Source organism: Lentibacillus sp., assembly GCF_035301925.1.
Taxonomy (GTDB): Bacteria; Bacillota; Bacilli; order Bacillales; family Amphibacillaceae; genus Lentibacillus.
In genome coordinates this window covers 13,960-34,812 of the sequence record NZ_DATGTI010000188.1, presented here as the reverse complement: position 1 = coordinate 34,812, position 20,853 = coordinate 13,960, and the positions used below count along the sequence as shown (strand labels likewise).

19 protein-coding genes are annotated in these 20,853 nt (G+C 43.9%); 17 read left to right on the top strand and 2 right to left on the bottom strand.

The features are described from left to right. Positions 1-546 precede the first annotated feature (546 nt). From VK080_RS15260 to spoVM, 14 genes are all read left to right on the top strand, one after another. Complete coding sequence (locus VK080_RS15260; RefSeq protein ID WP_324225630.1) at positions 547-3,201, top strand: calcium-translocating P-type ATPase, SERCA-type; 2,655 nt, start codon at positions 547-549, stop codon at positions 3,199-3,201. Between the two features lie 292 nt (positions 3,202-3,493). Next, on the top strand, positions 3,494-3,760 hold the full coding sequence (gene remA / locus VK080_RS15255; RefSeq protein WP_010530483.1) for an extracellular matrix/biofilm regulator RemA: 267 nt from the start codon (positions 3,494-3,496) through the stop codon (positions 3,758-3,760). An 11-nt stretch (positions 3,761-3,771) separates the two neighbouring features. Continuing rightward, positions 3,772-4,386, top strand: a complete 615-nt coding sequence (gene gmk, locus VK080_RS15250) for a guanylate kinase (RefSeq protein WP_324225629.1) — start codon at positions 3,772-3,774, stop codon at positions 4,384-4,386. A gap of 1 nt (position 4,387) precedes the next feature. Then, positions 4,388-4,591 carry a DNA-directed RNA polymerase subunit omega gene (rpoZ, locus tag VK080_RS15245; protein ID WP_324225628.1) on the top strand — a complete coding sequence of 68 codons (204 nt, stop codon included), beginning with the start codon at positions 4,388-4,390 and terminating at the stop codon, positions 4,589-4,591. Positions 4,592-4,706: 115 nt separating this feature from the next. Beyond that, the gene (coaBC, locus tag VK080_RS15240) at positions 4,707-5,915 is read left to right on the top strand and encodes a bifunctional phosphopantothenoylcysteine decarboxylase/phosphopantothenate--cysteine ligase CoaBC (protein ID WP_324225644.1); all 1,209 of its coding nucleotides are present in this window, start codon (positions 4,707-4,709) and stop codon (positions 5,913-5,915) included. After that, complete coding sequence (gene priA, locus VK080_RS15235) at positions 5,912-8,320, top strand: primosomal protein N' (RefSeq protein WP_324225627.1); 2,409 nt, start codon at positions 5,912-5,914, stop codon at positions 8,318-8,320. Before coaBC ends, priA begins: the two co-directional genes overlap by 4 nt. A 31-nt stretch (positions 8,321-8,351) precedes the next feature. After that, positions 8,352-9,293 carry a methionyl-tRNA formyltransferase gene (gene fmt / locus VK080_RS15230; RefSeq protein ID WP_324225626.1) on the top strand — a complete coding sequence of 314 codons (942 nt, stop codon included), beginning with the start codon at positions 8,352-8,354 and terminating at the stop codon, positions 9,291-9,293. Further along, positions 9,294-10,640 (top strand): 16S rRNA (cytosine(967)-C(5))-methyltransferase RsmB, encoded by a 1,347-nt coding sequence (gene rsmB, locus VK080_RS15225; protein WP_324225625.1) that lies wholly within the window; start codon positions 9,294-9,296, stop codon positions 10,638-10,640. A 48-nt stretch (positions 10,641-10,688) separates the two neighbouring features. Further along, positions 10,689-11,444 carry a Stp1/IreP family PP2C-type Ser/Thr phosphatase gene (locus VK080_RS15220; protein ID WP_324225624.1) on the top strand — a complete coding sequence of 252 codons (756 nt, stop codon included), beginning with the start codon at positions 10,689-10,691 and terminating at the stop codon, positions 11,442-11,444. Further along, a complete protein-coding gene (gene pknB, locus VK080_RS15215) occupies positions 11,444-13,480 on the top strand; it encodes a Stk1 family PASTA domain-containing Ser/Thr kinase (protein WP_324225623.1) in 2,037 nt (678 codons plus the stop codon). Before VK080_RS15220 ends, pknB begins: the two co-directional genes overlap by 1 nt. Further along, positions 13,481-14,362, top strand: a complete 882-nt coding sequence (gene rsgA / locus VK080_RS15210) for a ribosome small subunit-dependent GTPase A (protein ID WP_324225622.1) — start codon at positions 13,481-13,483, stop codon at positions 14,360-14,362. Between the two features lies 1 nt (position 14,363). After that, positions 14,364-15,026: a ribulose-phosphate 3-epimerase gene (gene rpe, locus VK080_RS15205; RefSeq protein ID WP_324225621.1), complete on the top strand. Its 663-nt coding sequence runs from the start codon at positions 14,364-14,366 to the stop codon at positions 15,024-15,026. Positions 15,027-15,030: 4 nt separating this feature from the next. Further along, a complete protein-coding gene (locus VK080_RS15200) occupies positions 15,031-15,678 on the top strand; it encodes a thiamine diphosphokinase (RefSeq protein ID WP_324225620.1) in 648 nt (215 codons plus the stop codon). A gap of 50 nt (positions 15,679-15,728) precedes the next feature. Continuing rightward, positions 15,729-15,812, top strand: a complete 84-nt coding sequence (gene spoVM / locus VK080_RS15195) for a stage V sporulation protein SpoVM (RefSeq protein WP_324225643.1) — start codon at positions 15,729-15,731, stop codon at positions 15,810-15,812. A 155-nt stretch (positions 15,813-15,967) separates the two neighbouring features. On the opposite strand, the gene rpmB is transcribed toward spoVM, so the two are convergent. Beyond that, positions 15,968-16,156 carry a 50S ribosomal protein L28 gene (gene rpmB / locus VK080_RS15190; RefSeq protein ID WP_324225619.1) on the bottom strand — a complete coding sequence of 63 codons (189 nt, stop codon included), beginning with the start codon at positions 16,154-16,156 and terminating at the stop codon, positions 15,968-15,970. 275 nt (positions 16,157-16,431) lie between these two features. Here rpmB and VK080_RS15185 point away from each other — a divergent pair, with 275 nt between their 5' ends. Together VK080_RS15185 and VK080_RS15180 are read left to right on the top strand one after the other, a co-directional pair. Next, positions 16,432-16,794 carry an Asp23/Gls24 family envelope stress response protein gene (locus tag VK080_RS15185; RefSeq protein ID WP_324225642.1) on the top strand — a complete coding sequence of 121 codons (363 nt, stop codon included), beginning with the start codon at positions 16,432-16,434 and terminating at the stop codon, positions 16,792-16,794. 55 nt (positions 16,795-16,849) lie between these two features. Beyond that, positions 16,850-18,511 (top strand): DAK2 domain-containing protein, encoded by a 1,662-nt coding sequence (locus VK080_RS15180; RefSeq protein ID WP_324225618.1) that lies wholly within the window; start codon positions 16,850-16,852, stop codon positions 18,509-18,511. Positions 18,512-18,551: 40 nt separating this feature from the next. On the opposite strand, the gene VK080_RS15175 is transcribed toward VK080_RS15180, so the two are convergent. Next, positions 18,552-19,835: an NCS2 family permease gene (locus VK080_RS15175; RefSeq protein ID WP_324225617.1), complete on the bottom strand. Its 1,284-nt coding sequence runs from the start codon at positions 19,833-19,835 to the stop codon at positions 18,552-18,554. A gap of 143 nt (positions 19,836-19,978) precedes the next feature. Here VK080_RS15175 and sdaAB point away from each other — a divergent pair, with 143 nt between their 5' ends. Beyond that, positions 19,979-20,641, top strand: a complete 663-nt coding sequence (sdaAB, locus tag VK080_RS15170) for an L-serine ammonia-lyase, iron-sulfur-dependent subunit beta (RefSeq protein ID WP_324225616.1) — start codon at positions 19,979-19,981, stop codon at positions 20,639-20,641. Positions 20,642-20,853: the final 212 nt, after the last annotated feature.

The following is a 20,853-nucleotide window of genomic DNA, read 5'->3' as shown; positions in this document are numbered from 1 at the left end:
CCGGACAAGTCTGCATAGGTATTGGTATACGGGACGACGCTTAAAGTGCGTGTTCAAAAAGGAGGATAAAGTGAAACCTCATTCAGCGGAATGATATTCTCCGCTGAATGTCAGTTGAACAGAATCAGGCATTTATGGGCAGTTAGCCGCCGTTTTTTGGCGGATTACTAACCATTACATGCGGGGTAACAGGGATCGGCAGGCTAAGTTCGCGACGACAATCACGGGCGCCTGCACTGGCACGTCAATCGCGTCAATGTTCGAGGCGGCGTCGTTTCGAGCACAAGGAATGCTTCACCGAATCCTATCGCACGCAGGAAAAGCGGTTTTCTTTTCCAAGGAGTGGGCTTCTCTTGTTTGTGGTGACTCTGCGTTCGCGATTGACGTGGGCGGTTTTAGCAGAAGGTACCCTATTCGATGCGTCATTGTTACCGGACTTTTTGAACATCCTCTTAGAAAAAGTTTTGCAGCAGGATAATTTTATACTTTTCTGTCTGCACAAGTGATAAGCCAAGGCTGATTAAGATGATCTGGAGGGAATGCAGGATGAAATGGTATCAGATGGACGTTGATACGGTTGAACAAAAATTGCATGTTACAACAAATCATGGTCTGACCGATAAGCAGGCGGAACAGCGGCGCAAACAATATGGGCCAAACCGGCTGGAATCCGAAAAAAATACATCAAGGTGGCTCATTTTCCTGAAGCAATTTCAGGATTTTATGGTATTGATTCTGCTTGCTGCCACCTTAATCGCCGGGATGTTAGGTGAATATGTTGATGCCATAGCTATTATGACCATTGTTCTGGTCAATGGTTTTTTGGGGTATTTTCAGGAACAGAAAGCTGAAAAATCACTCTCTAAATTAAAAGAAATGTCAGCTCCTATCGCCGATGTGCTGCGTGATGGCAAGTGGGAGAAGGTTCCGTCACAAGAAGTGGTTGTCGGTGATGTTGTGCGGATAAACAGCGGTGACCGAATCCCTGCCGATATCCGGATCACTAAATCCAGCAGTCTGGAAACAGAAGAATCGGCATTGACCGGTGAATCACTGCCGGTCATGAAGCATGCAACAAGCATTTCGAGGGACAAGCTCGATGCCCAGGATCAAGTGAATATGGGTTTTATGAATACATTGGTCACACGTGGATCGGGAACAGGCATTGTTGTTGGAACAGGAATGAATACGGTCATGGGGCAGATTGCCTCATTAATGGTCCAAACGAAGAAAACAACAACGCCCCTCGAACACAAACTTGCCGAACTGGGCAAAATATTGATTGCGGTTGCACTGCTTTTGACAGCAATGGTTGTCCTGGTTGGGGTATATCAGGGTCACCCGGTATATAATATGTTTCTTGCTGGTGTTTCACTGGCTGTCGCAGCCATACCGGAGGGCTTGCCCGCAATCGTAACCGTTGCACTTTCATTGGGCGTTCAGCGCATGATCAGGAAAAAAGCAATCGTCCGAAAACTGTCAGCTGTTGAAACGTTAGGCTGTGCCTCTGTCATATGTTCGGACAAGACCGGAACGATGACGGAAAACCAAATGACGGTGAAAGAAGTGTTTTTGAATGGCAATTTGCTGAATGTAACAGGTGACGGCTATGATGTGAAAGGGAACGTATTTCTGAACAAGAATACGGTTGGAAGGGATTTTCCAAACCTTGAATCGATGTTTTTATATGGTATGCTGTGCAACAATGCAGCATTAATGATTAAAAAAGGGAAGTACTCTGTTGATGGTGATCCCACTGATGGTGCACTGCTTGTTGCCGCCCGGAAATTGGGGCTGTCCCATCAGCTGAATGACAATTACCGCATTATCAAAGAACTGCCTTTTGATTCCGAGCGAAAACGGATGAGTGTGGTTGTGGAAGATGATAATAAAATGCGGTTTTTGATAACAAAAGGAGCACCGGATGTATTGCTTCCCCGTTCCAGTTATATCATGAAGGAACAAGGAAGGAAACTGATGCGATCAGAAGATAAAAAAGCGATTGACCAAGCGACCGGGAGTATGGCCGATAAAGCCTTACGGACACTTGCCATTGCCATGAAACCACTGGCAAAAGACGAATCGCTGAATTCTGCAGTACTGGAAAAAGACTTAACTCTTATTGGTTTGTACGGGATGATGGATCCGCCGAGAAAAGAAGTGAAAATGGCTATTGAAGAATGTCGTGAAGCTGGTATAAAATCCGTCATGATAACCGGCGATCACGAAAAAACTGCCAGGGCTATTGCAAAAAAACTGGATCTGCTTCCTGAAAATGGCATGGTGCTGGATGGCTATCAGTTAAATAACATGTCAGTGACCGAACTGCAGGATGTCATCGATCAGGTTTACGTTTTTGCCAGAGTCACTCCTGAACATAAATTGAAAATTGTTAAGGCACTGCAGGAAGAAGGCCATATTGTCGCCATGACAGGCGATGGGGTTAATGATGCACCGGCTATCAAGGCCAGTGATATCGGCATCAGCATGGGTGAAAGCGGAACCGATGTAACTAAGGAAGCTTCGTCACTCATTTTGATGGATGATAATTTTGCCACCATCAAATCGGCCATTATCGAAGGCCGCAATATCTATGAAAATATCAGGAAATTTATCCGCTATCTATTGGCATCCAACGTCGGTGAAATTTTGGTGATGCTGTTTGCCATGCTGCTCGCTATGCCGCTGCCGCTCGTGCCGGTGCAGATTCTATGGGTCAACCTTGTTACAGATGGACTGCCCGCAATGGCGCTCGGCCTGGATCAGTCAGAAGACGATGTGATGAAACGCGGTCCGAGGAATCCAAAAGAAGGTATTTTTGCCAGGGGATTGGGCTTTAAGATTTTTAGCCGCGGTATTGTGATCGGTGTTGTTGCATTAGTCGCATTTATGCTTGCCTATCAGGGGAACCCGGATAACCTGATTTACGGCCAGACAGTCGCTTTTACGACTTTGGTGATGGCGCAGCTGATTCATGTCTTTGACTGCCGGAGTGAACATTCGATTTTTGCACGAAACCCATTTGAAAATAAATACTTGGTTCTGGCGGTATTATCGTCCATTTTGCTATTGCTGGTTGTCATCTATTGGGCTCCATTGCAGCCGGTTTTTCATACGACAGCCTTAGGGATCAGAGACTGGATGCTGATTCTTGCCTTAAGTTTTCTGCCAAGTGTCCTCTTTGGTTTTTCCAAAAAATAAAGAAGGGGATTTCTGTCCCACCATTGCTGCCCTTCTGTCAGAGAAGGGTTTTTATTTTTGCCGTTAAGTTGTTATAATGATATTCTAGTAATTCAGGTGATCGAGGGGCGTGTCAGCTTTTGGCCTGCAAACCCTTAATCGTAACGAGATATTGAGAAAATGAAAGAATAAGGGTAAATGACACAGTAACCGGTTGTGTTTTCGTTTTTATTTACACTATAATAGATTTATTATAGTGCTAGAATTATACAACAATTATAGAAACAGACTATGTTTCTAAGGGGGAGCCAATTTGAGTTTAAGGTTAATCAATATAGGGTTCGGGAATGTTGTTTCGGCGAATCGGGTCATTTCGATTGTTTCACCGGAATCAGCACCGATCAAACGAATTATTACGGTAGCCCGTGACAATAATAAGTTAGTGGATGCAACATATGGTCGGCGTACGCGGGCTGTTATCATTACGGACAGTGATCACGTTGTGCTGTCGGCTGTACAGCCTGAAACTGTGGGACAACGTGTGATCAGTCATGAGGAAGTTATCGATGAAAATAACTAGGAGGAAACGTTGTGGCTGATGAGAATGGCATTTTGTTCATTTTATCCGGACCCTCAGGCGTCGGAAAAGGTACTGTCAGACGGGAACTTTTCAATCGTGCAAATGACCTGGCATATTCAATTTCCATGACGACAAGGGAAAAACGCCCCGGTGAAGCAGAAGGTGTGGATTATTTTTACAAAACGAATGAGGAATTTGAGCAGCTGATAGAAGCGGGTCAGCTTTTGGAATATGCCAAATTTGTCAATAATTACTATGGAACACCCCGGAAATATGTTGAAGATACATTACAGGAAGGCAAGGATGTATTTCTTGAGATTGAAGTGCAGGGCGCTATGCAGGTGAAAAAAAATTTTCCGGAAGGTGTTTTCATCTTTTTATTCCCGCCCAGTCTGGAAGAATTAAAAAACCGGATCGTCGAGCGAGGTACGGAATCACAGGAATCAGTGCTGAAACGGCTGAAAGAAGCGCGGAAAGAGATTGACATGATGGATGCCTATGATTATGTTGTTGTCAATGATGATGTTGATGCTGCGGTCACGAAAATTCAATCAATCATACAGAGCGAACATTGCAAACGTGAGCGAATTGCAAAACAATATAAACAGTTATTGGAGGATGAGTAATATGATGCTGGAACCGTCCATTGATGATTTGCAGACAAAAATAAATTCCAAGTATACACTCGTTACAATTGCTGCCAAACGGGCACGTCAAATCCGGGCAACAGATAAAGTCCTTGTTGATGAGCCCCAATCGAATAAGTACGTCGGGCAGGCACTTGAGGAAATTATGGCGGATAAACTGTTTGTAAAAGAAGATAGCAAGTAATCCTGATGACCCTCGCTTTCTCCCTTTAGTTTGCGGGGGTCTAAGTTTTAGTGGTTATACACTTTAAGGCAGACTTTTGACCGCAACGACATTTTAGGGAACGAGGGGATGTATGATGATCCAGAACAAAAATGTACTTCTAGGTGTTTCAGGTGGTATCGCCGCATACAAAGCGTGTGCATTAACGAGTAAATTAACCCAGCAAGGTGCTAATGTGAAAGTGATTATGACCGAAAATGCGGCAAAATTTGTTTCCCCGCTGACATTTCAGGCTTTATCGAGAAATCCGGTTCACATTGATACGTTTGATGAAAAAGACCCTGCAGAAATTGCCCATATTGATCTGGCTGATTGGGCTGATATGACGCTGATTGCCCCGGCTACAGCCAATATTATCGGCAAATTGGCAAATGGGATCGCTGATGATATGCTTTCAACGGTACTGCTCGCCACACAGTCAAGCGTCTATATTGCGCCGGCGATGAATGTACATATGTATGCGCATCCAGCTGTTATAAACAATATGAAACAGCTTGAATCCTGGGGCTATCATTTTATCGAACCAGGCGCAGGGTACCTTGCCTGCGGATATGTCGGCAAGGGGAGGCTGGAAGAGCCGGAAAGTATAATTTCAGCCGTTTCACAGCATCAGGCAGGACAGGCATTGTTTTCTGGAAAAAAAGTTCTCATTTCCGCGGGTCCAACACAGGAAAAAGTGGATCCAGTCCGATTGTTTACGAACCGTTCATCCGGCAAGATGGGGTTTGCATTGGCTGAAGCGGCAGCAAATTCAGGTGCAGACGTTACACTGGTTGCCGGACCGGTCAGTCTGGAAACCGGAAACAAAAACATAAAACGCATCGATGTCGTGACAGCCGAAGAAATGTACCAGGAGATGCACGGACATTTTGAAACGAGTGATATTGTCATTAAAGCTGCTGCAGTTGCTGACTATCGGCCAAAACAAATTTACGATGAAAAAATGAAAAAACAGCCTGGTGACTGGTATGTTGAAATGGAGCGTACTCAAGACATCCTGGCGTCACTTGGCGAACGGAAAGCACACCAATTTTTGGCGGGGTTTGCGGCTGAAACAACCAATCCGGTTGAATACGGCATCAGCAAATTACAGAAAAAAAATCTTGATGCAGTCATCATTAATAACGTTGCAGCTGAAGGCGCCGGTTTTGGCAGTGATACCAATGTGGTCACTTATGTGAACAAAGCAGAGAAAAAGGAAACCATTACACTAAGGTCAAAACGGGAGATCGCTGAGGAAATACTGAAATTGATAGCCCGTGATATGAAGGATGAAGCAAAGTGAATATCGCAAAAGTAATCGTCGATGTTCCAGCAAGTTCCATAAACCAGACATTTGATTATCAGATACCCGAACGGTTTCAGGAGATTCTGCAGCCGGGGATGCGCGTGATTGTTCCATTCGGTCCCAGGAAAATAATGGGGTATGTTGTCGACAGGGTGAGTGAATCTTCTTTTGATCAGTTAAAAGAATTAATCGACATACTTGATTTAACACCCATTCTAACTGCTGAATTGCTTGATTTGGGCAAATGGCTGGCGGAAGAGACATTAAGTCTATACATTACGGCTTTTCAGGCCATGCTGCCACAAGTGTTGAAAGCAAACTATAAAAAAGAGCTGGAACGACTGACAAGCGATTCGCTGCCTCGAGAGCTTGAAGCTCTCTTTGCCGGAAGGGATTTTGTTTCTTATGAGGAACTGGAGAATGCCCAGATCAGTTATCACCAGGTGCAAAAAGCGATTCAGGCCGGTGAGATTGCTGTTCATTACCTGGTCAAATCAAGAGTGACGAAAAAGCATGTCACTTTCCTGAAACCGGCACGTGAGATCCATCTGCTGGAAGAGGCATTAGGCGATATGTCCAACAAAGCCAAAAAACAACAGGAAATACTTGCTTTTTTTATCGATCATCCTGAAGAAATTGAGCTAAATCGTATCCTAAATAAATTTGGAACCACACGATCGGTTATAAACGCATTGCATCAGAAAGGTTTGCTAACGACGTTTAAAAAAGAAGTGTACAGAAATCCCTATGATGATAATAAATTTGAACGGACAACCGCTTTGGAGCTGACAGAACAGCAAAAGAAAGCCATTGAACCGGTAAAGCAGCATATCAGGGAAGAGCGGCATGATGTGTTTCTCCTGCACGGTGTAACAGGGAGTGGAAAGACAGAAATCTACCTGCAGGCGATCCAGGATGTGATTGATAAAGGTGAAGAGGCGATCGTACTCGTTCCGGAAATTTCGCTGACACCGCAAATGGTCAAAAGGTTCAAAGGGAGATTTGGATCAAACGTGGCCGTCCTGCATAGCGCACTATCCCACGGCGAAAAGTATGATGAATGGCGGCGTGTTCATCGTAAAGAAGTACAAGTGGTGGTAGGGGCCAGGTCGGCTGTCTTTGCCCCATTTGAAAATCTTGGGATTATCATAATTGATGAAGAGCATGAAAACAGCTATAAACAGGAAGATCAGCCGCGCTATCATGCACGCGATGTTGCCATTCATCGCGCTGAGTATCACGGGTGCCCGGTTATCCTCGGCAGTGCGACACCGACATTGGAATCCTATGCCAGGGCACAAAAAGGTGTCTATAAGCTGGCAACCTTGACTGAACGAACCAATGACCAAGCAATGCCTGAGGTCACGATTGTTGATATGCGGGATGAACTGCATGCCGGCAACCGTTCCATGTTTTCACGCAGCCTAAAAGAAAATATGGAAGCACGAATTGACCGTGGTGAGCAGGTTGTTCTGCTGTTGAACCGGCGAGGATATTCAACCTTTGTCATGTGCCGGGAATGTGGTCATGTGAATGAATGCCCGCATTGTGATATCGCATTGACTTACCACAAACATCACAATCGATTAAAATGTCATTACTGTTCTTATGAAGAGCCCATGCCAATGATCTGTCCGTCGTGTGGCAGCCATTTAATCCGATTTTTCGGAACGGGAACACAGCGTATAGAAGAAGCATTGACCCAGTTGATGCCACAAGCAAGGGTACTAAGGATGGATGTGGATACAACACGCCGAAAAGGTGCACATGAAAAACTGCTGGGCCAATTTGCCAATAAGGAAGCAGATATCCTGCTGGGGACGCAAATGATTGCCAAAGGGCTTGATTTTGAGAATGTGACGCTTGTCGGCGTGCTGACTGCTGACTCCATGCTGAATCTCCCGGATTTTCGCTCATCCGAAAAAACGTTTCAGCTCCTGACACAGGTCAGCGGGCGGGCAGGAAGACACGATTTGCCCGGTGAAGTGATCATCCAGACGTATACACCGGAACATTACAGTATTGAACTGGCAAGCCATTATAACTATCCACAGTTTTATAGGCAGGAAATGCAGATGCGCAAAAAATTTCAATATCCCCCATATGTCTTTTTAGCGTTGATAACGGTATCCCATCAGAACCATGTTACGGCCGTTCAATCAACTCAAAAAATCGCGAAAAGCTTATGGAAACATGTGCGGCGGGATACGGTCATTCTGGGACCGACACCATCACCGATAACCCGGGTGAAGGATAGATATCGTTACCAATGCATGGTAAAATACAAACAAGAACCCAGACTAAGGACGTTAATACGTAAAATTATTCAGCAATTTGACGATCAGATACGCAAAGATGATTTGCAAATTACAGTCGATATGCAGCCATACCAGTTAATGTGATAAAGATCGCAGCGGAAAGGAGTACCAACCAATGAAACGACTCGTTTTTATGGGGACACCGGATTTTTCCGTACCAATCCTGGAAACACTTATACAGACAGCGTATGAGCTTGTATTGGTCGTAACACAGCCGGACCGCCCCAAAGGCAGAAAAAAAATCATGACACCGCCTCCTGTTAAAAAAGTGGCCGAAAAATATGATATTCCGGTACTCCAGCCGGAAAAACTGAAAGATGAATATCAAAAAATTCTCGCGTATGAGCCTGACATCATCGTAACAGCAGCCTATGGCCAAATTTTGCCGAAAGAACTGCTTGAAATTCCTGAATTCGGCTGTATTAATGTCCATGCATCACTATTGCCGGAACTTAGAGGCGGTGCCCCGATCCATCATGCGATTTTACAGGGAAAACAAAAAACAGGTATAACCATCATGTATATGGCCGAGAAACTGGATGCCGGTGATATGATCGCGCAGCAGGAAGTACCGATTGCCAACAATGACCATGTCGGCTCATTGCATGATAAACTGTCCGAAACCGGAGCACGTCTCTTGAGTGACACATTGCCTAAACTATTTGCCGGGAACGTAACACCTGTGAGTCAGGATGAAAGTCGCGCAACATTTGCTTATAACATCAAACGTGAACAGGAAAGAATCGATTGGCGCAAGCGTCATGATGTCATTTATAATCATATTAGAGGTTTGCATCCTTGGCCGGTCGCGTACACGACGTATAATGGCAAGGTCATGAAAATTTGGTGGGGCGAAATGGATGATGGCCACTATGGGGGGACACCTGGTGAAATTGCTGAAATCATCGGTGATGAAGCCTTTATTGTTGTATGCGGCAACCAAAAAGGCATCCGGATAACGGAGATTCAGCCTGCAGGGAAAAAGCGGATGACGGTCAAGCAATATTTGCAGGGGTCTCCTGACCGGATTAAAACAGGTATTGTAATGGGTGATTAGATGAAGAATTTTCAGGTCCGGGAAGCCATTGTTGATTTGCTTGTCCGTATTGAGCAGGATAGCGGTTTCAGTCACTTGCTGATTGATCATGAAATCAACTCTAAAAACATACCGCCAAAAGATGAGGCATTACTGACGGAGATTGTTTACGGAACGATTCAGCGCAAATTGACACTGGACTATTTTTTGGAAGAATTTGTAAATACAAAGAAAAAAATAAAGCCTTGGGTACGCATGTTACTGCGAATGTCCGTCTATCAGATGCATTTTCTCGACAAGATTCCTGATCATGCCATTATTCACGGTGCGGTTGAGATTGCCAAGGATCGCGGACATAAAGGCATTGCGTCGTTTGTTAACGGCGTGCTCAGAAGCGTGCAGCGCAAAGGTGTCCCGAATACATCAGACATCAGTAATAAAGCGGAACGGCTCGCAATTGAAACCAGTCATCCCGTATGGCTTGTCAAACGCTGGATAGATATGTACGGTTATGATGAAACGTGTGCGATGTGTCATGCCAATCTGGAAAGAAAACCATTATCAATCCGTGTGCAGCCGATCAAGATCACTCGAAAGGCAGTCATGGATGAGCTTCATAAATTGGGGTTTGAAACAAGACAATCTGAATTTTCCAGTCAAGGCATAATTGTTGACAAGGGCAATATTTTGCGGACAAGACTTTTCGAGGAAGGTTATATCACCATCCAGGATCAAAGTTCGATGCTGGTAACAGAAATGCTTGATGCCGAACCTGGCATGACTGTTCTGGATGCCTGCAGTGCACCAGGGGGAAAAGTAACACATACTGCCGAAAAAATGCAAAATGAAGGGTCCATTGTCGCATATGACCTTCATGCCAAAAAAGCAAAGCAAATCCAAAAAAAAGCAGCTTCACTTGATTTAACCATCATCGATGCCAAAGCGGGAGATGCCCGTAAATTACAGGATATACACGAAAAGGAAAGTTTTGATCGTATTCTGGTTGATGTACCGTGTACAGGCTTTGGTGTGATACGCGGCAAACCGGATATCAAGTATCATAAGCAGGAAGACGATATTAAGCGGCTTGTCCGGATTCAGACAGATATACTGGAACATGTAGCACCATTATTGAAAAAAGGTGGACTGTTGATATACAGTACATGTACGGTCAATAAATCAGAAAATGAGAACGTGACAGAAACTTTTTTGGCGCAAAATCCGGATTTCACTGTGGACACCACTTTTTTTGAACAATTGCCAGTCATGATCCGACAATCACCAGGGATTTCTAAAACAGGTTTACAATTATTTCCGCAAACATTTTCGACGGACGGATTTTTTCTGACAAGGCTAAAACGAAAATGATCCAGCGTAAAGGTTAAAATCGACCGTTTGCTGTTGAGAGGTGAAAAAGTGAAAGCACATTTTCAGACAGATCAGGGACAAGTCAGAACCCATAATGAAGATTCCGGCGGTGTCTTTTTTAACCGAACCGGCCAGTTGCTGGCAATCGTTGCCGACGGGATGGGCGGTCATCAGGCAGGAGATGTCGCCAGCCAGATGACAATTTCCTTTGTCGGGGATAGATGGGAGCAGACTGATTGTTTTGATTCATCCGAAGAAACTGAGGCATGGTTAAGTGACATCCTTCAGGAAACAAACCAAGAGCTTTTGGATCATGCCCGTGAAAATGAAGCGTGTGCAGGTATGGGAACTACCGTGGTGGCAACTGTATGCACAGCTGACTTTGTGGCTGTATCTCATGTTGGTGACAGCCGGTGTTATAAATTGGATATGGATGGGTTCACACAAATAACCGAGGATCACTCATTGGTTAATGAACTTGTCCGATCTGGTCAGATCAGTAAAGATGATGCTGAACATCATCCTCGGAAAAATGTTTTGTTAAAGGCACTTGGCACTGATGATGAAATAGCTGCAGACACACAAACAATTAAATGGGAAATAGACAGCAAGCTTTTGTTATGTTCTGACGGCCTGACCAATAAACTGGCTGACGATGAACTTTCATCATTCTTAAAAAAAGATCAGGATATTGAAACAATCTGCAGTGACATGATTGAACTTGCCAACGACCGCGGCGGTGAGGATAACATATCCCTTATCATTGTACATCATGATACAGCCAGGGAAGAGGGTGAGGCATAATGCTGGACGGGCATCTGCTGAATGAACGTTACCGGATAAAAAGATCGATAGGCGGCGGCGGTATGGCTGACGTTTATCTGGCAAAAGACACGATACTGGACCGTGACGTAGCCATTAAAGTATTGCGCCTTGATTATGCAGATGATGAGGAATTCATAGCCCGGTTCGACCGTGAAGCACAATCAGCAGCAAGTTTGTCGCATCCGAATATCGTCAGCATCTATGATGTAGGGGAAGAAGACCGGATTTTATTCATGGCAATGGAATATGTTGACGGGATGACACTCAAGGAATACATACAACGCTATGCCCCGCTTGATGTCCAGGAAGCACTGGACATTATGAAACAAATTTCGTCAGCAATTGCACACGCTCATGCCAACGATATTATTCATCGCGATATTAAACCGCAAAATATTTTGATTGATACATATGGTCAGGCAAAAGTAACGGATTTTGGGATTGCCATGGCGTTAAGTTCAACCGCTTTGACACAAACCAACTCCATCCTTGGTTCTGTGCACTATTTATCGCCGGAACAGGCCCGTGGCGGTACAGCAACAAAAAAATCGGACATTTATTCTTTGGGTATTGTTTTATTTGAATTGCTGACTGGCAGACTCCCTTTTTCGGGCCAGTCACCAGTATCAATTGCTTTAAAACACTTGCAGCATGATACACCATCTGTCAAGCAGTATAATCCGGATATACCGCAAAGTGTAGAAAACATTGTGCTCCAGGCTACGGCTAAAGACCCCTTCCATCGTTATGAATCGGTATATGATATGGAAGATGGGCTTGAAACAGCACTTGATTTGGACAGAATTGATGAGGAAAGGTTTGTACCGCCGGCAGAAGAAGGTGAAGAAACGAAAGCTATTCCAATCATAACTGATAACCAGATTGAGGAAGATCCGAATGGCGATACCATCGTCAATCATCCGGACGAGAACACAAAATCGTTTGCGGATGAGGATAATAAAGTTAATGATGTAAAAAAAGGTAAAAAGAAGAAAAAGAAGAAAAAAGGGAAAAAGCAGAGAAAGAAAAAATGGCTGATTATATCCGGTATTCTGCTGATACTGTTGACTGCCGCGATTGTGACACTATTTTTCATACCAGGGCTGCTCCAGCCAAAAGAGGTTGAGATCCCTGATGTGAGCGGTATGGCTTATGAAGAGGCTTTGGCTGATTTAAATGAACTGAATCTGGATACTGAGCGTGATGAAATGTATTCAGCTGAGTTCGAAGCGGATACTGTTATACGTACGGAACCGGAAGCCGGGAGTACCATTGAGGAAGACGATACTGTTACATTGGTTGTCAGTCAGGGGAAAGAAACCGTAGCATTTGATGATTATGTCGGTCAAAATTTTGACCAGGTCAAACGTATTCTTGAAAATAAAGGATTTGAAAATATCACCGCTAATGAGGGATATTCCAATGAATACAATTCAGGCGACATTATGAACCATGTTTACCCTGCTCCAGGCACTGAAGTGATACCTGATGAAGCAGAGGTCATATTTGATGTCAGTATTGGTCCGGAACCAATTACATTGCGTAACCTGAGAGGAATGAGCGAAGAGGATGCTGTCAATTCGCTTGAAGAACAGGGCTTGAATGCTTCCATCAAGGAAGAAAACTCTGACAGCACCCCTGAAGGTGAGGTAATTCGTCAAGAACCTGAAGCTGGTACCGAACTGGGGGCCGGTGATACCGTTAATGTTTATATTTCTGCAGGTCCTGAAGAAAAACCACCACTAAACCATGAAGAGACATTCACGATCTCCCATAATCCGAGTCAGGATGGAGAAAACGGAGATGGCCCTGTTGAACAGACTGTAAAAATCTATATTGGTGATAACAACCGTTCGATTTCAGAGGTTTATAATGAATATACCATAACGGAGGACCGGCAGTTCACTATCACGCTGACGATAGCACCGGACAGTGTTGCCAATTACCGTGTTATTCGTGATGATGAGGTCGTGATTGATAAATCTATTCCATATGAAGAAGCGGAAGGTGAATGAATGGCTGAAGGCAGAGTCATGAAAGCAGTTAGCGGATTTTACTACGTTAAGTCCAGCGAAAACATATTTCAATGCAGAGGAAGAGGTGTTTTCCGCAAGCAGAACATCACGCCGCTTGTCGGTGATTTTGTAGAGTTTGAGGGAGATCATCCGGAAGAAGGGTATATTCACGCCATCAAACCGAGGCGGAATGAGCTTGTTCGGCCCCCTGTGGCAAATGTTGACCAGGCTATCATTGTGAGTTCCGCCGCGATGCCTGATTTTAATCCGCTCTTATTGGACCGATTCCTGGTCCTGATTGAATCGAAGGAAATAAAACCGCTTATCTTCATTACAAAGAAGGATCTGCTGGCTGAGCCAGAGCTGGAAACGATCGCCAAGTATCAAACATTATATGAAGAAATCGGATATCCAATTGAACTCGTGTCATCCATAGAATTGGATAACCCCGATCATTTAAGACGTTATTTCACAAATCAGGTCTCAGTCATTGCTGGACAGTCCGGTGTCGGAAAATCGTCGTTATTAAATGCTGTCAATCCTTCGCTTGAGCTGAAAACGGACGACATATCCCAGAGTTTGGGAAGAGGAAAACATACTACCAGACATGTTGAATTGCTTGAAGCCGGTGGTGGACTTGTTGCCGATACGCCAGGATTCAGCACACTTGATTTCAGTGACATAACTACGAAAGAATTAGGTGATTGCTTTCCGGAGATCGCTGAGCGCCAGGCGGATTGCAAGTTTCGCGGTTGTCTTCATAACAAAGAGCCAAACTGCGCGGTGAAACAGGCGGTAGCGGATGGCCAAATGGCTGAAATCCGTTATCATCATTATCTTCGTTTTTTGGACGAAATCAACTCACGAAAGCCGAGGTATTAATATGACAAAAATAGCACCTTCCATTTTATCAGCTGATTTTTCACAGCTTGGAAAAGAAATTCAGGATGTTGACAAAGGCGGTGCGGATTATATTCACGTTGATGTGATGGATGGGCATTTTGTGCCGAATATCACAATCGGTCCACTTATTGTTGAATCTATCAAGCCGCATACTGAATTGCCATTGGATGTGCACTTGATGATTGAAAACCCTGATCAATACATTCCAGTCTTTGCCGAGGCAGGTGCATCTATCATCACGGTTCATCAGGAAGCATGCCCGCATCTGCACCGGACCGTTCAGTTGATTAAAAATCATGGCGCGAAAGCCGGCGTGGTCATTAACCCGGCAACACCAGCTGAAATGATCCGGGATATTTTACAAGATGTTGATCTTGTGCTGCTGATGACTGTTAATCCGGGGTTTGGCGGTCAATCATTTATCCCTGAAGTTGTGCAAAAAATTAAACAGATAGCCATATGGCGGGAAAAACGTCAATTAAACTTTGAAATTGAAGTTGACGGCGGTGTCAATCGAGATACGGCAAAATTATGTACGGATGCCGGGGCAGATGTACTTGTTGCCGGAAGCGCCGTTTTTAAACAGAATGACCGTCAGCAAGCAATCCGGGAAATTATCCAGGCATCGGGAAAGGCGGAATAATACTGTGTCAAATATTGCCGTTATGGGAAATGGCCCGCAGGAATTGGTTCCCGATCTCACCCGGTACAAAGCTGAGATTGATATTTGGATCGGTGCTGATAGGGGATCCCTGACATTAATGGATCATTGCATAACACCGGACTATGCCGTGGGTGATTTTGATTCGATGGCTGAAACGGACAAAGAGTCAGTAAGGAAACAGGCAAATGTATTTGAACAGCATCCTTCTGAAAAAGATCAGACTGACCTGGAAATTGCGCTGGATAAGGCATATGCATTGCATGCGGAAAAAATCTATTTATTTGGTGTGACCGGCGGCCGTCTTGACCATGAATTAATCAATATTCAGCTGCTTTATTCAATCATGACCCGCAATATTCAAGGACGCGTTGTGGATGCTCAAAATGAACTCGCCATATCAGAACCCGGTACACATAAAATCAACCACGATAAAAAGTATCCGAACATCTCTTTTATCCCATATTCACGTGATGTAAAGGGACTGACATTGGAAGGATTTTATTATCCCCTTATTAACGAAACGATATCCTGGGGTTCAACACGCTGTATTTCAAACAAGCTTATTTCAGATTTTGGTACTTTTTCGTACGAAGAAGGCATACTATTAGTAATAAAGAGTCGTGATGTCTAGTTACAAATTGTTTGAAAGCTTTGTTTGGAAACAGAGGAGGCGGAGATCTCATGAAATTTTATACGATTAAACTCCCGAGGTTTATCGGCGGATTTGTCAGGATTATTGCAGGTGTTTTCAAAAAAGATAAGTAAACGTGTTTTTTGCTTTTGTCATTAATTGGCAGAAGCTTATTTTTTGGCTCGCAACTTCATGTATGTCAAAAAGTGTGGTTTTATATGATGAAACATAACTTTTGAAAACAGCAAATAAAAAAGCATCCTGTATATGGATGCTTTCGTCATGCTATTTAAACGCGCTGCACTTTGCCTGATTTTAAGGCACGGGCAGATACATAAACGCGTTTTGGTTTCCCGTCTACCATAATACGAACTTTTTGCACATTAGCTTTCCAGTTGCGTTTATTTGCATTCATAGCGTGGGAACGATTATTTCCGCTGCGGGTTTGACGTCCGGTCACGGTACATTTTCTGGACATTGTAATCCCTCCTGTCAATACTGTGTCCTATTATCACTCATCCAATTTATCATAATTGATCAGCCAATGCAATTGCCGGCGGGGAATATAAAGAAAAACTGCTTGACAGAAAGGCAGTAATCGTCCATTGTTATAAGAGGCAATCGTTCATAAAATCCTTTTAATCAACGTACGCTTATAGTAAAATATCCTTATAATACGTGTTCAAAAAGGAGGATTAACTGGACTTTTTGAACAGACTCCAATAATGATCGTGGTGTCAAAGGAGGATCATGATGTCCATAGAACTGAATACAAACGATGGTCAGGTAACCATCACGAATGAAGTGATATCCACAATTGCCGGTGGTGCAGCCGTTGAATGCTATGGCATTGTCGGGATGGCATCGAAAAGCCAAATCAGGGACGGTCTTGCTGAAATTTTAAGAAAAGAGAACTTTTCAAAAGGTGTTATTGTCAGACAGGAAGAAGACCACCTTTATATTGATATGTATATTATTGTCAGTTATGGTACAAAAATTTCCGAAGTTGCGCATAATGTTCAATCACAGGTGAAGTATACGTTAAGCAAGTCATTAGGTCTGGAGATTGATTCGGTGAATATTTATATTCAGGGTGTCCGGGTGGCTAAAGATTAACCGTGCATCCGGATTAACCGCTTTTGCGATTGTTGCTATGAGGGAGGAAAGTATTGTGACATCAGAAACATTAAATGGCACGATGTTTACACAAATGGTACTCTCAGGTGCGCGCCATTTGAAAAACAATGCCGAAAAAATAGATACATTAAATGTTTTCCCTGTTCCGGATGGTGATACCGGCACGAACATGAATTTATCGATCACGTCCGGAGCAGATGAAGTCAAAAAATTGAACAGTGATAATATCTCAGAGGTTGCCAATGCTTTTTCAAAAGGATTGCTCATGGGAGCGCGCGGGAATTCCGGCGTTATTTTATCCCAGCTTTTTCGCGGGTTTTCCAAAGGAATAGAACAAAAGCAAACACTGTCAGTCAAAGAATTCGCCAATGCCTTTGACAGCGGCGTTAATACAGCTTATAAAGCGGTTATGAAACCTGTTGAAGGCACGATTTTGACAGTCGCTAAAGATGCCGCTGAAACAGCAGTCGATGCAGCGGAAACCAAAAAAGATGTAACCGCTTTAATGGAGGAGGTCGTAAAGGAAGCGAAAGCGTCCCTCAAACGTACACCGGATCTTCTGCCTGTATTGAAGGAAGTAGGCGTGGTTGATTCAGGCGGCCAGGGTCTTGTAACGATTTATGAAGGCTTTCTGGCGGCACTGAAAGGTGAAGAAGTGCCTGAAGCGGATGCGGATGACATTGAAATGGAAGAAATGGTCAATGCTGAGCATCACAAAATCGCCCAGGATTTCATGGATACCTCAGAGATTGAGTATGGCTATTGTACGGAATTCATGGTCAGATTTGAACCGGACAAGCTTAAGAAACATCCATTTGACGAGGAAACTTTCCGCAAAGAACTGTCAGAACATGGTGACTCGCTTTTGGTTGTTTCGGACGATGATCTGGTCAAAGTTCATGTCCATGCTGAATATCCGGGTGAAGTGATGACACTTGGACAGCGGTTTGGATCACTGACAAACATGAAGATTGAAAACATGCGTGATCAGCATACAGCCATTGTCGGGGAACACAGGAAAACAGCGGCACAGGAAAAAGCAGAATATGCCATTGTCACTGCCGTAATGGGCTCCGGAATAAAAGAGCTGTTTGAAAGTCTCGGGGCAACCGTTGTGATTGAAGGCGGTCAGACGATGAACCCGAGCACACAGGATATAGCCAGTGCAATTCAGGAAGCGAACGCAAACAATGTGCTGATTTTGCCGAATAACAAAAACGTTGTCATGGCAGCTGAGCAAGCTGCAGAATTGGCTGAGGTTAACACGGTGGTTGTTCCGACCAAGACAATTCCACAAGGTATCAGTGCACTCTTGGCATTCCATCCCGAAGCGGGTATTGATGAAAACCAAAAATTGATGGAAGCTGCGGGCAAGGAAGTTAAAACAGGGCAAATTACATATGCAATCCGAGATACCAAAATCGAAGGCATGACGATTGAGAAAGATCATTTTATGGGGCTGGCCGATGGATCGATCAAAGCTTCCAATCAGGATAAAATCGAAACGGTTAAATCATTGCTCGCTGAAATGATTACGGACGATGATGAAATCCTGACGATCCTGCAGGGTGAAGATGCCAGTGACGAGGATGTAAAAGCGATTGAGCAATATGTTGAGGAAACATATGAAGATATTGAAATAGAAGTTCATAAAGGCAATCAGCCAATTTATGCGTTTATATTTTCAGTGGAATAACAATATAATGAATGCCTCCCTCACGATAAGGGAGGCATTTTTAAATCCCGATTATTTTCATGACAAAATAAAATAGGAATAAACCGGAAATAATCAGCAGTATGGCCGATAAATCCTTCCGTTTGGACATAGCTGCTTTCACAACCGGATACGCGATAAACCCGAATGCCATACCGTCAGCAATGCTGTAGGTGAACGGAATCATTGCAACAATCAGGAAGGCAGGGAGCGCTTCTGACAGGTCATCCAAAGGGATATTCCGAAGATTTTGTGCCATCAGGACGCCAACAATGATTAAAATTGGGCTGATAGCAGCATTCGGAATCATGGAAATCCATGGTATAACCAATAACGTTGCCAAAAATAATAACCCCGCCGTTACCGCAGCTTTTCCCGTTTTGCCGGTCGAAGTAATGACAGCTGCATTTTCCGCCGCTGAAACAGTAGGTGATGTTCCGAAAAAAGCACACATGAATGCTGAAAAAGCTGTCGTCCGGTACGCCTTATTGTATTGGTTGTGACGTTTTAGCATATGGAGCTGGCCGTGAAGCAAGCCCATATTTTCGAAAATAAGAATAATGGTCAGCGGAAACACAGCCAGCCAAAATTCGATGTCACCTGCAGCTGAAAATGAAGGCATGAACAACATATCATTCATATTGATTTCAAACGAACGTTTTGTTGTGTCAAGCACCTCAAACAAGTAAGCCAAAATACTCCCAACAATCATTGTAATCAGGAAATTGGCCTGGATATTTTTCATAAATAAAAATATCGCAATAAACAATGTCAGCAAGCTGACGATAAATTCCGGCGATGTAAAGTCCCCGATCGCAATAATCGTCTCTTTACCACTTACAACCAGACCGCTTTTTTCCAGACCAATCAGAATCAGGAAAAAGCCCAGTCCGACAGTTATGGCATGTTTCAGTGACTCGGGGATGGCCTCTTTTAGTACACTTCCAAGTTTGGTGAATGCCGTGATAATAAACAGGACAGAGGCAACGAGGACAACTGCCAGGCCTTCCTGAAATGAAAGCCCTGTGCTTCCGACAATGGAGTAAGCAAACAACGCGTTAATTCCCATTCCAGGAATCAGAATCAATGGCAGTCTGGCGTATAATCCCATAAGGATGCTGCCGGTAAAACTGGCAAGGATGGTAGCTGTCATGCCGATTTCCAGCGATATACCGGCTTCACTTAGTATTGATCCGTTTACCGCAACAATATAAAGCGTCGTCAGATAGCCAATTAACCCTGCAGTCATTTCGGTAAGCCATGTACCCTTGTTATTTTGCAATCTCATGCTGTCTTGAACAGACATGTGTTTTTCACCGTTATGTTACGATCCCTCTCCCGCCCGATCATACATGATTTGAATGTACAATCCACAAGTGATTATTATAAAGCTTTTTGTTATAATTAGCAAAGAGAGAAAAATTATACGGTGACAGGCGGTGTTCCATTGTGAAATACAATTCAGTATTCGATATTATCGGACCGGTCATGATCGGTCCATCAAGTTCACATACTGCAGGAGCAGCACGAATCGGAAAGGCAGCACGGAATTTATTGGGAAAAGAACCGAAATGGGCCAAGATCCATTTGTATGAATCATTTGCCAAAACATATAAGGGTCACGGTACGGATTTTGCATTGGCAGGCGGGTTATTAGGATTTGAAACAGACGACCCCAGGATGAATCAGGCACTAAAGATTGCTGAAGAACGTGGACTCAGCATTGAATTTATTGAAGACAGTGCCGGTGTCGACCATCCCAACACGGCACGACTGATTATCGGTGATGATACCGAGCAGATTGAACTGGTCGGTATTTCGATTGGTGGCGGGAAAATTGAAATCACAGAATTGAATGGATTTGAATTGCGTCTGTCCGGCAATCATCCAGCCATTTTAATCATGCATAATGACCGGTTCGGGGCGATTGCATCTGTTACGGAAATTTTAGCAAAACATGAAATCAATATCGGTCATATGGAAGTCAATCGCAAGGATGTCGGCAAGGAAGCATTAATGGTCATTGAAGTTGACCAGAACGTGGATGACAGTGTTTTGAGAGAGATGGAAAATGCATACCATATTGAGCAGATTGCCAAAATCGTCGGTTAGAGAATCGACATCGGCCAGGATTAAAAAATTCGCGCGACGGAAACTGAAATTCGCGCAGTAAACAAAAATTTCGCGCGACAACTTAATAAAATCGCGCGACGCCTATATAAATTCGCGCAACACCCTTACCAAATCGCGCGAAAGACTGAAAAATTCGTGCGTTCGTCCAGAATGTTAAGCAATCAAATTTTTTAAAAAAGAATGCCTACTTC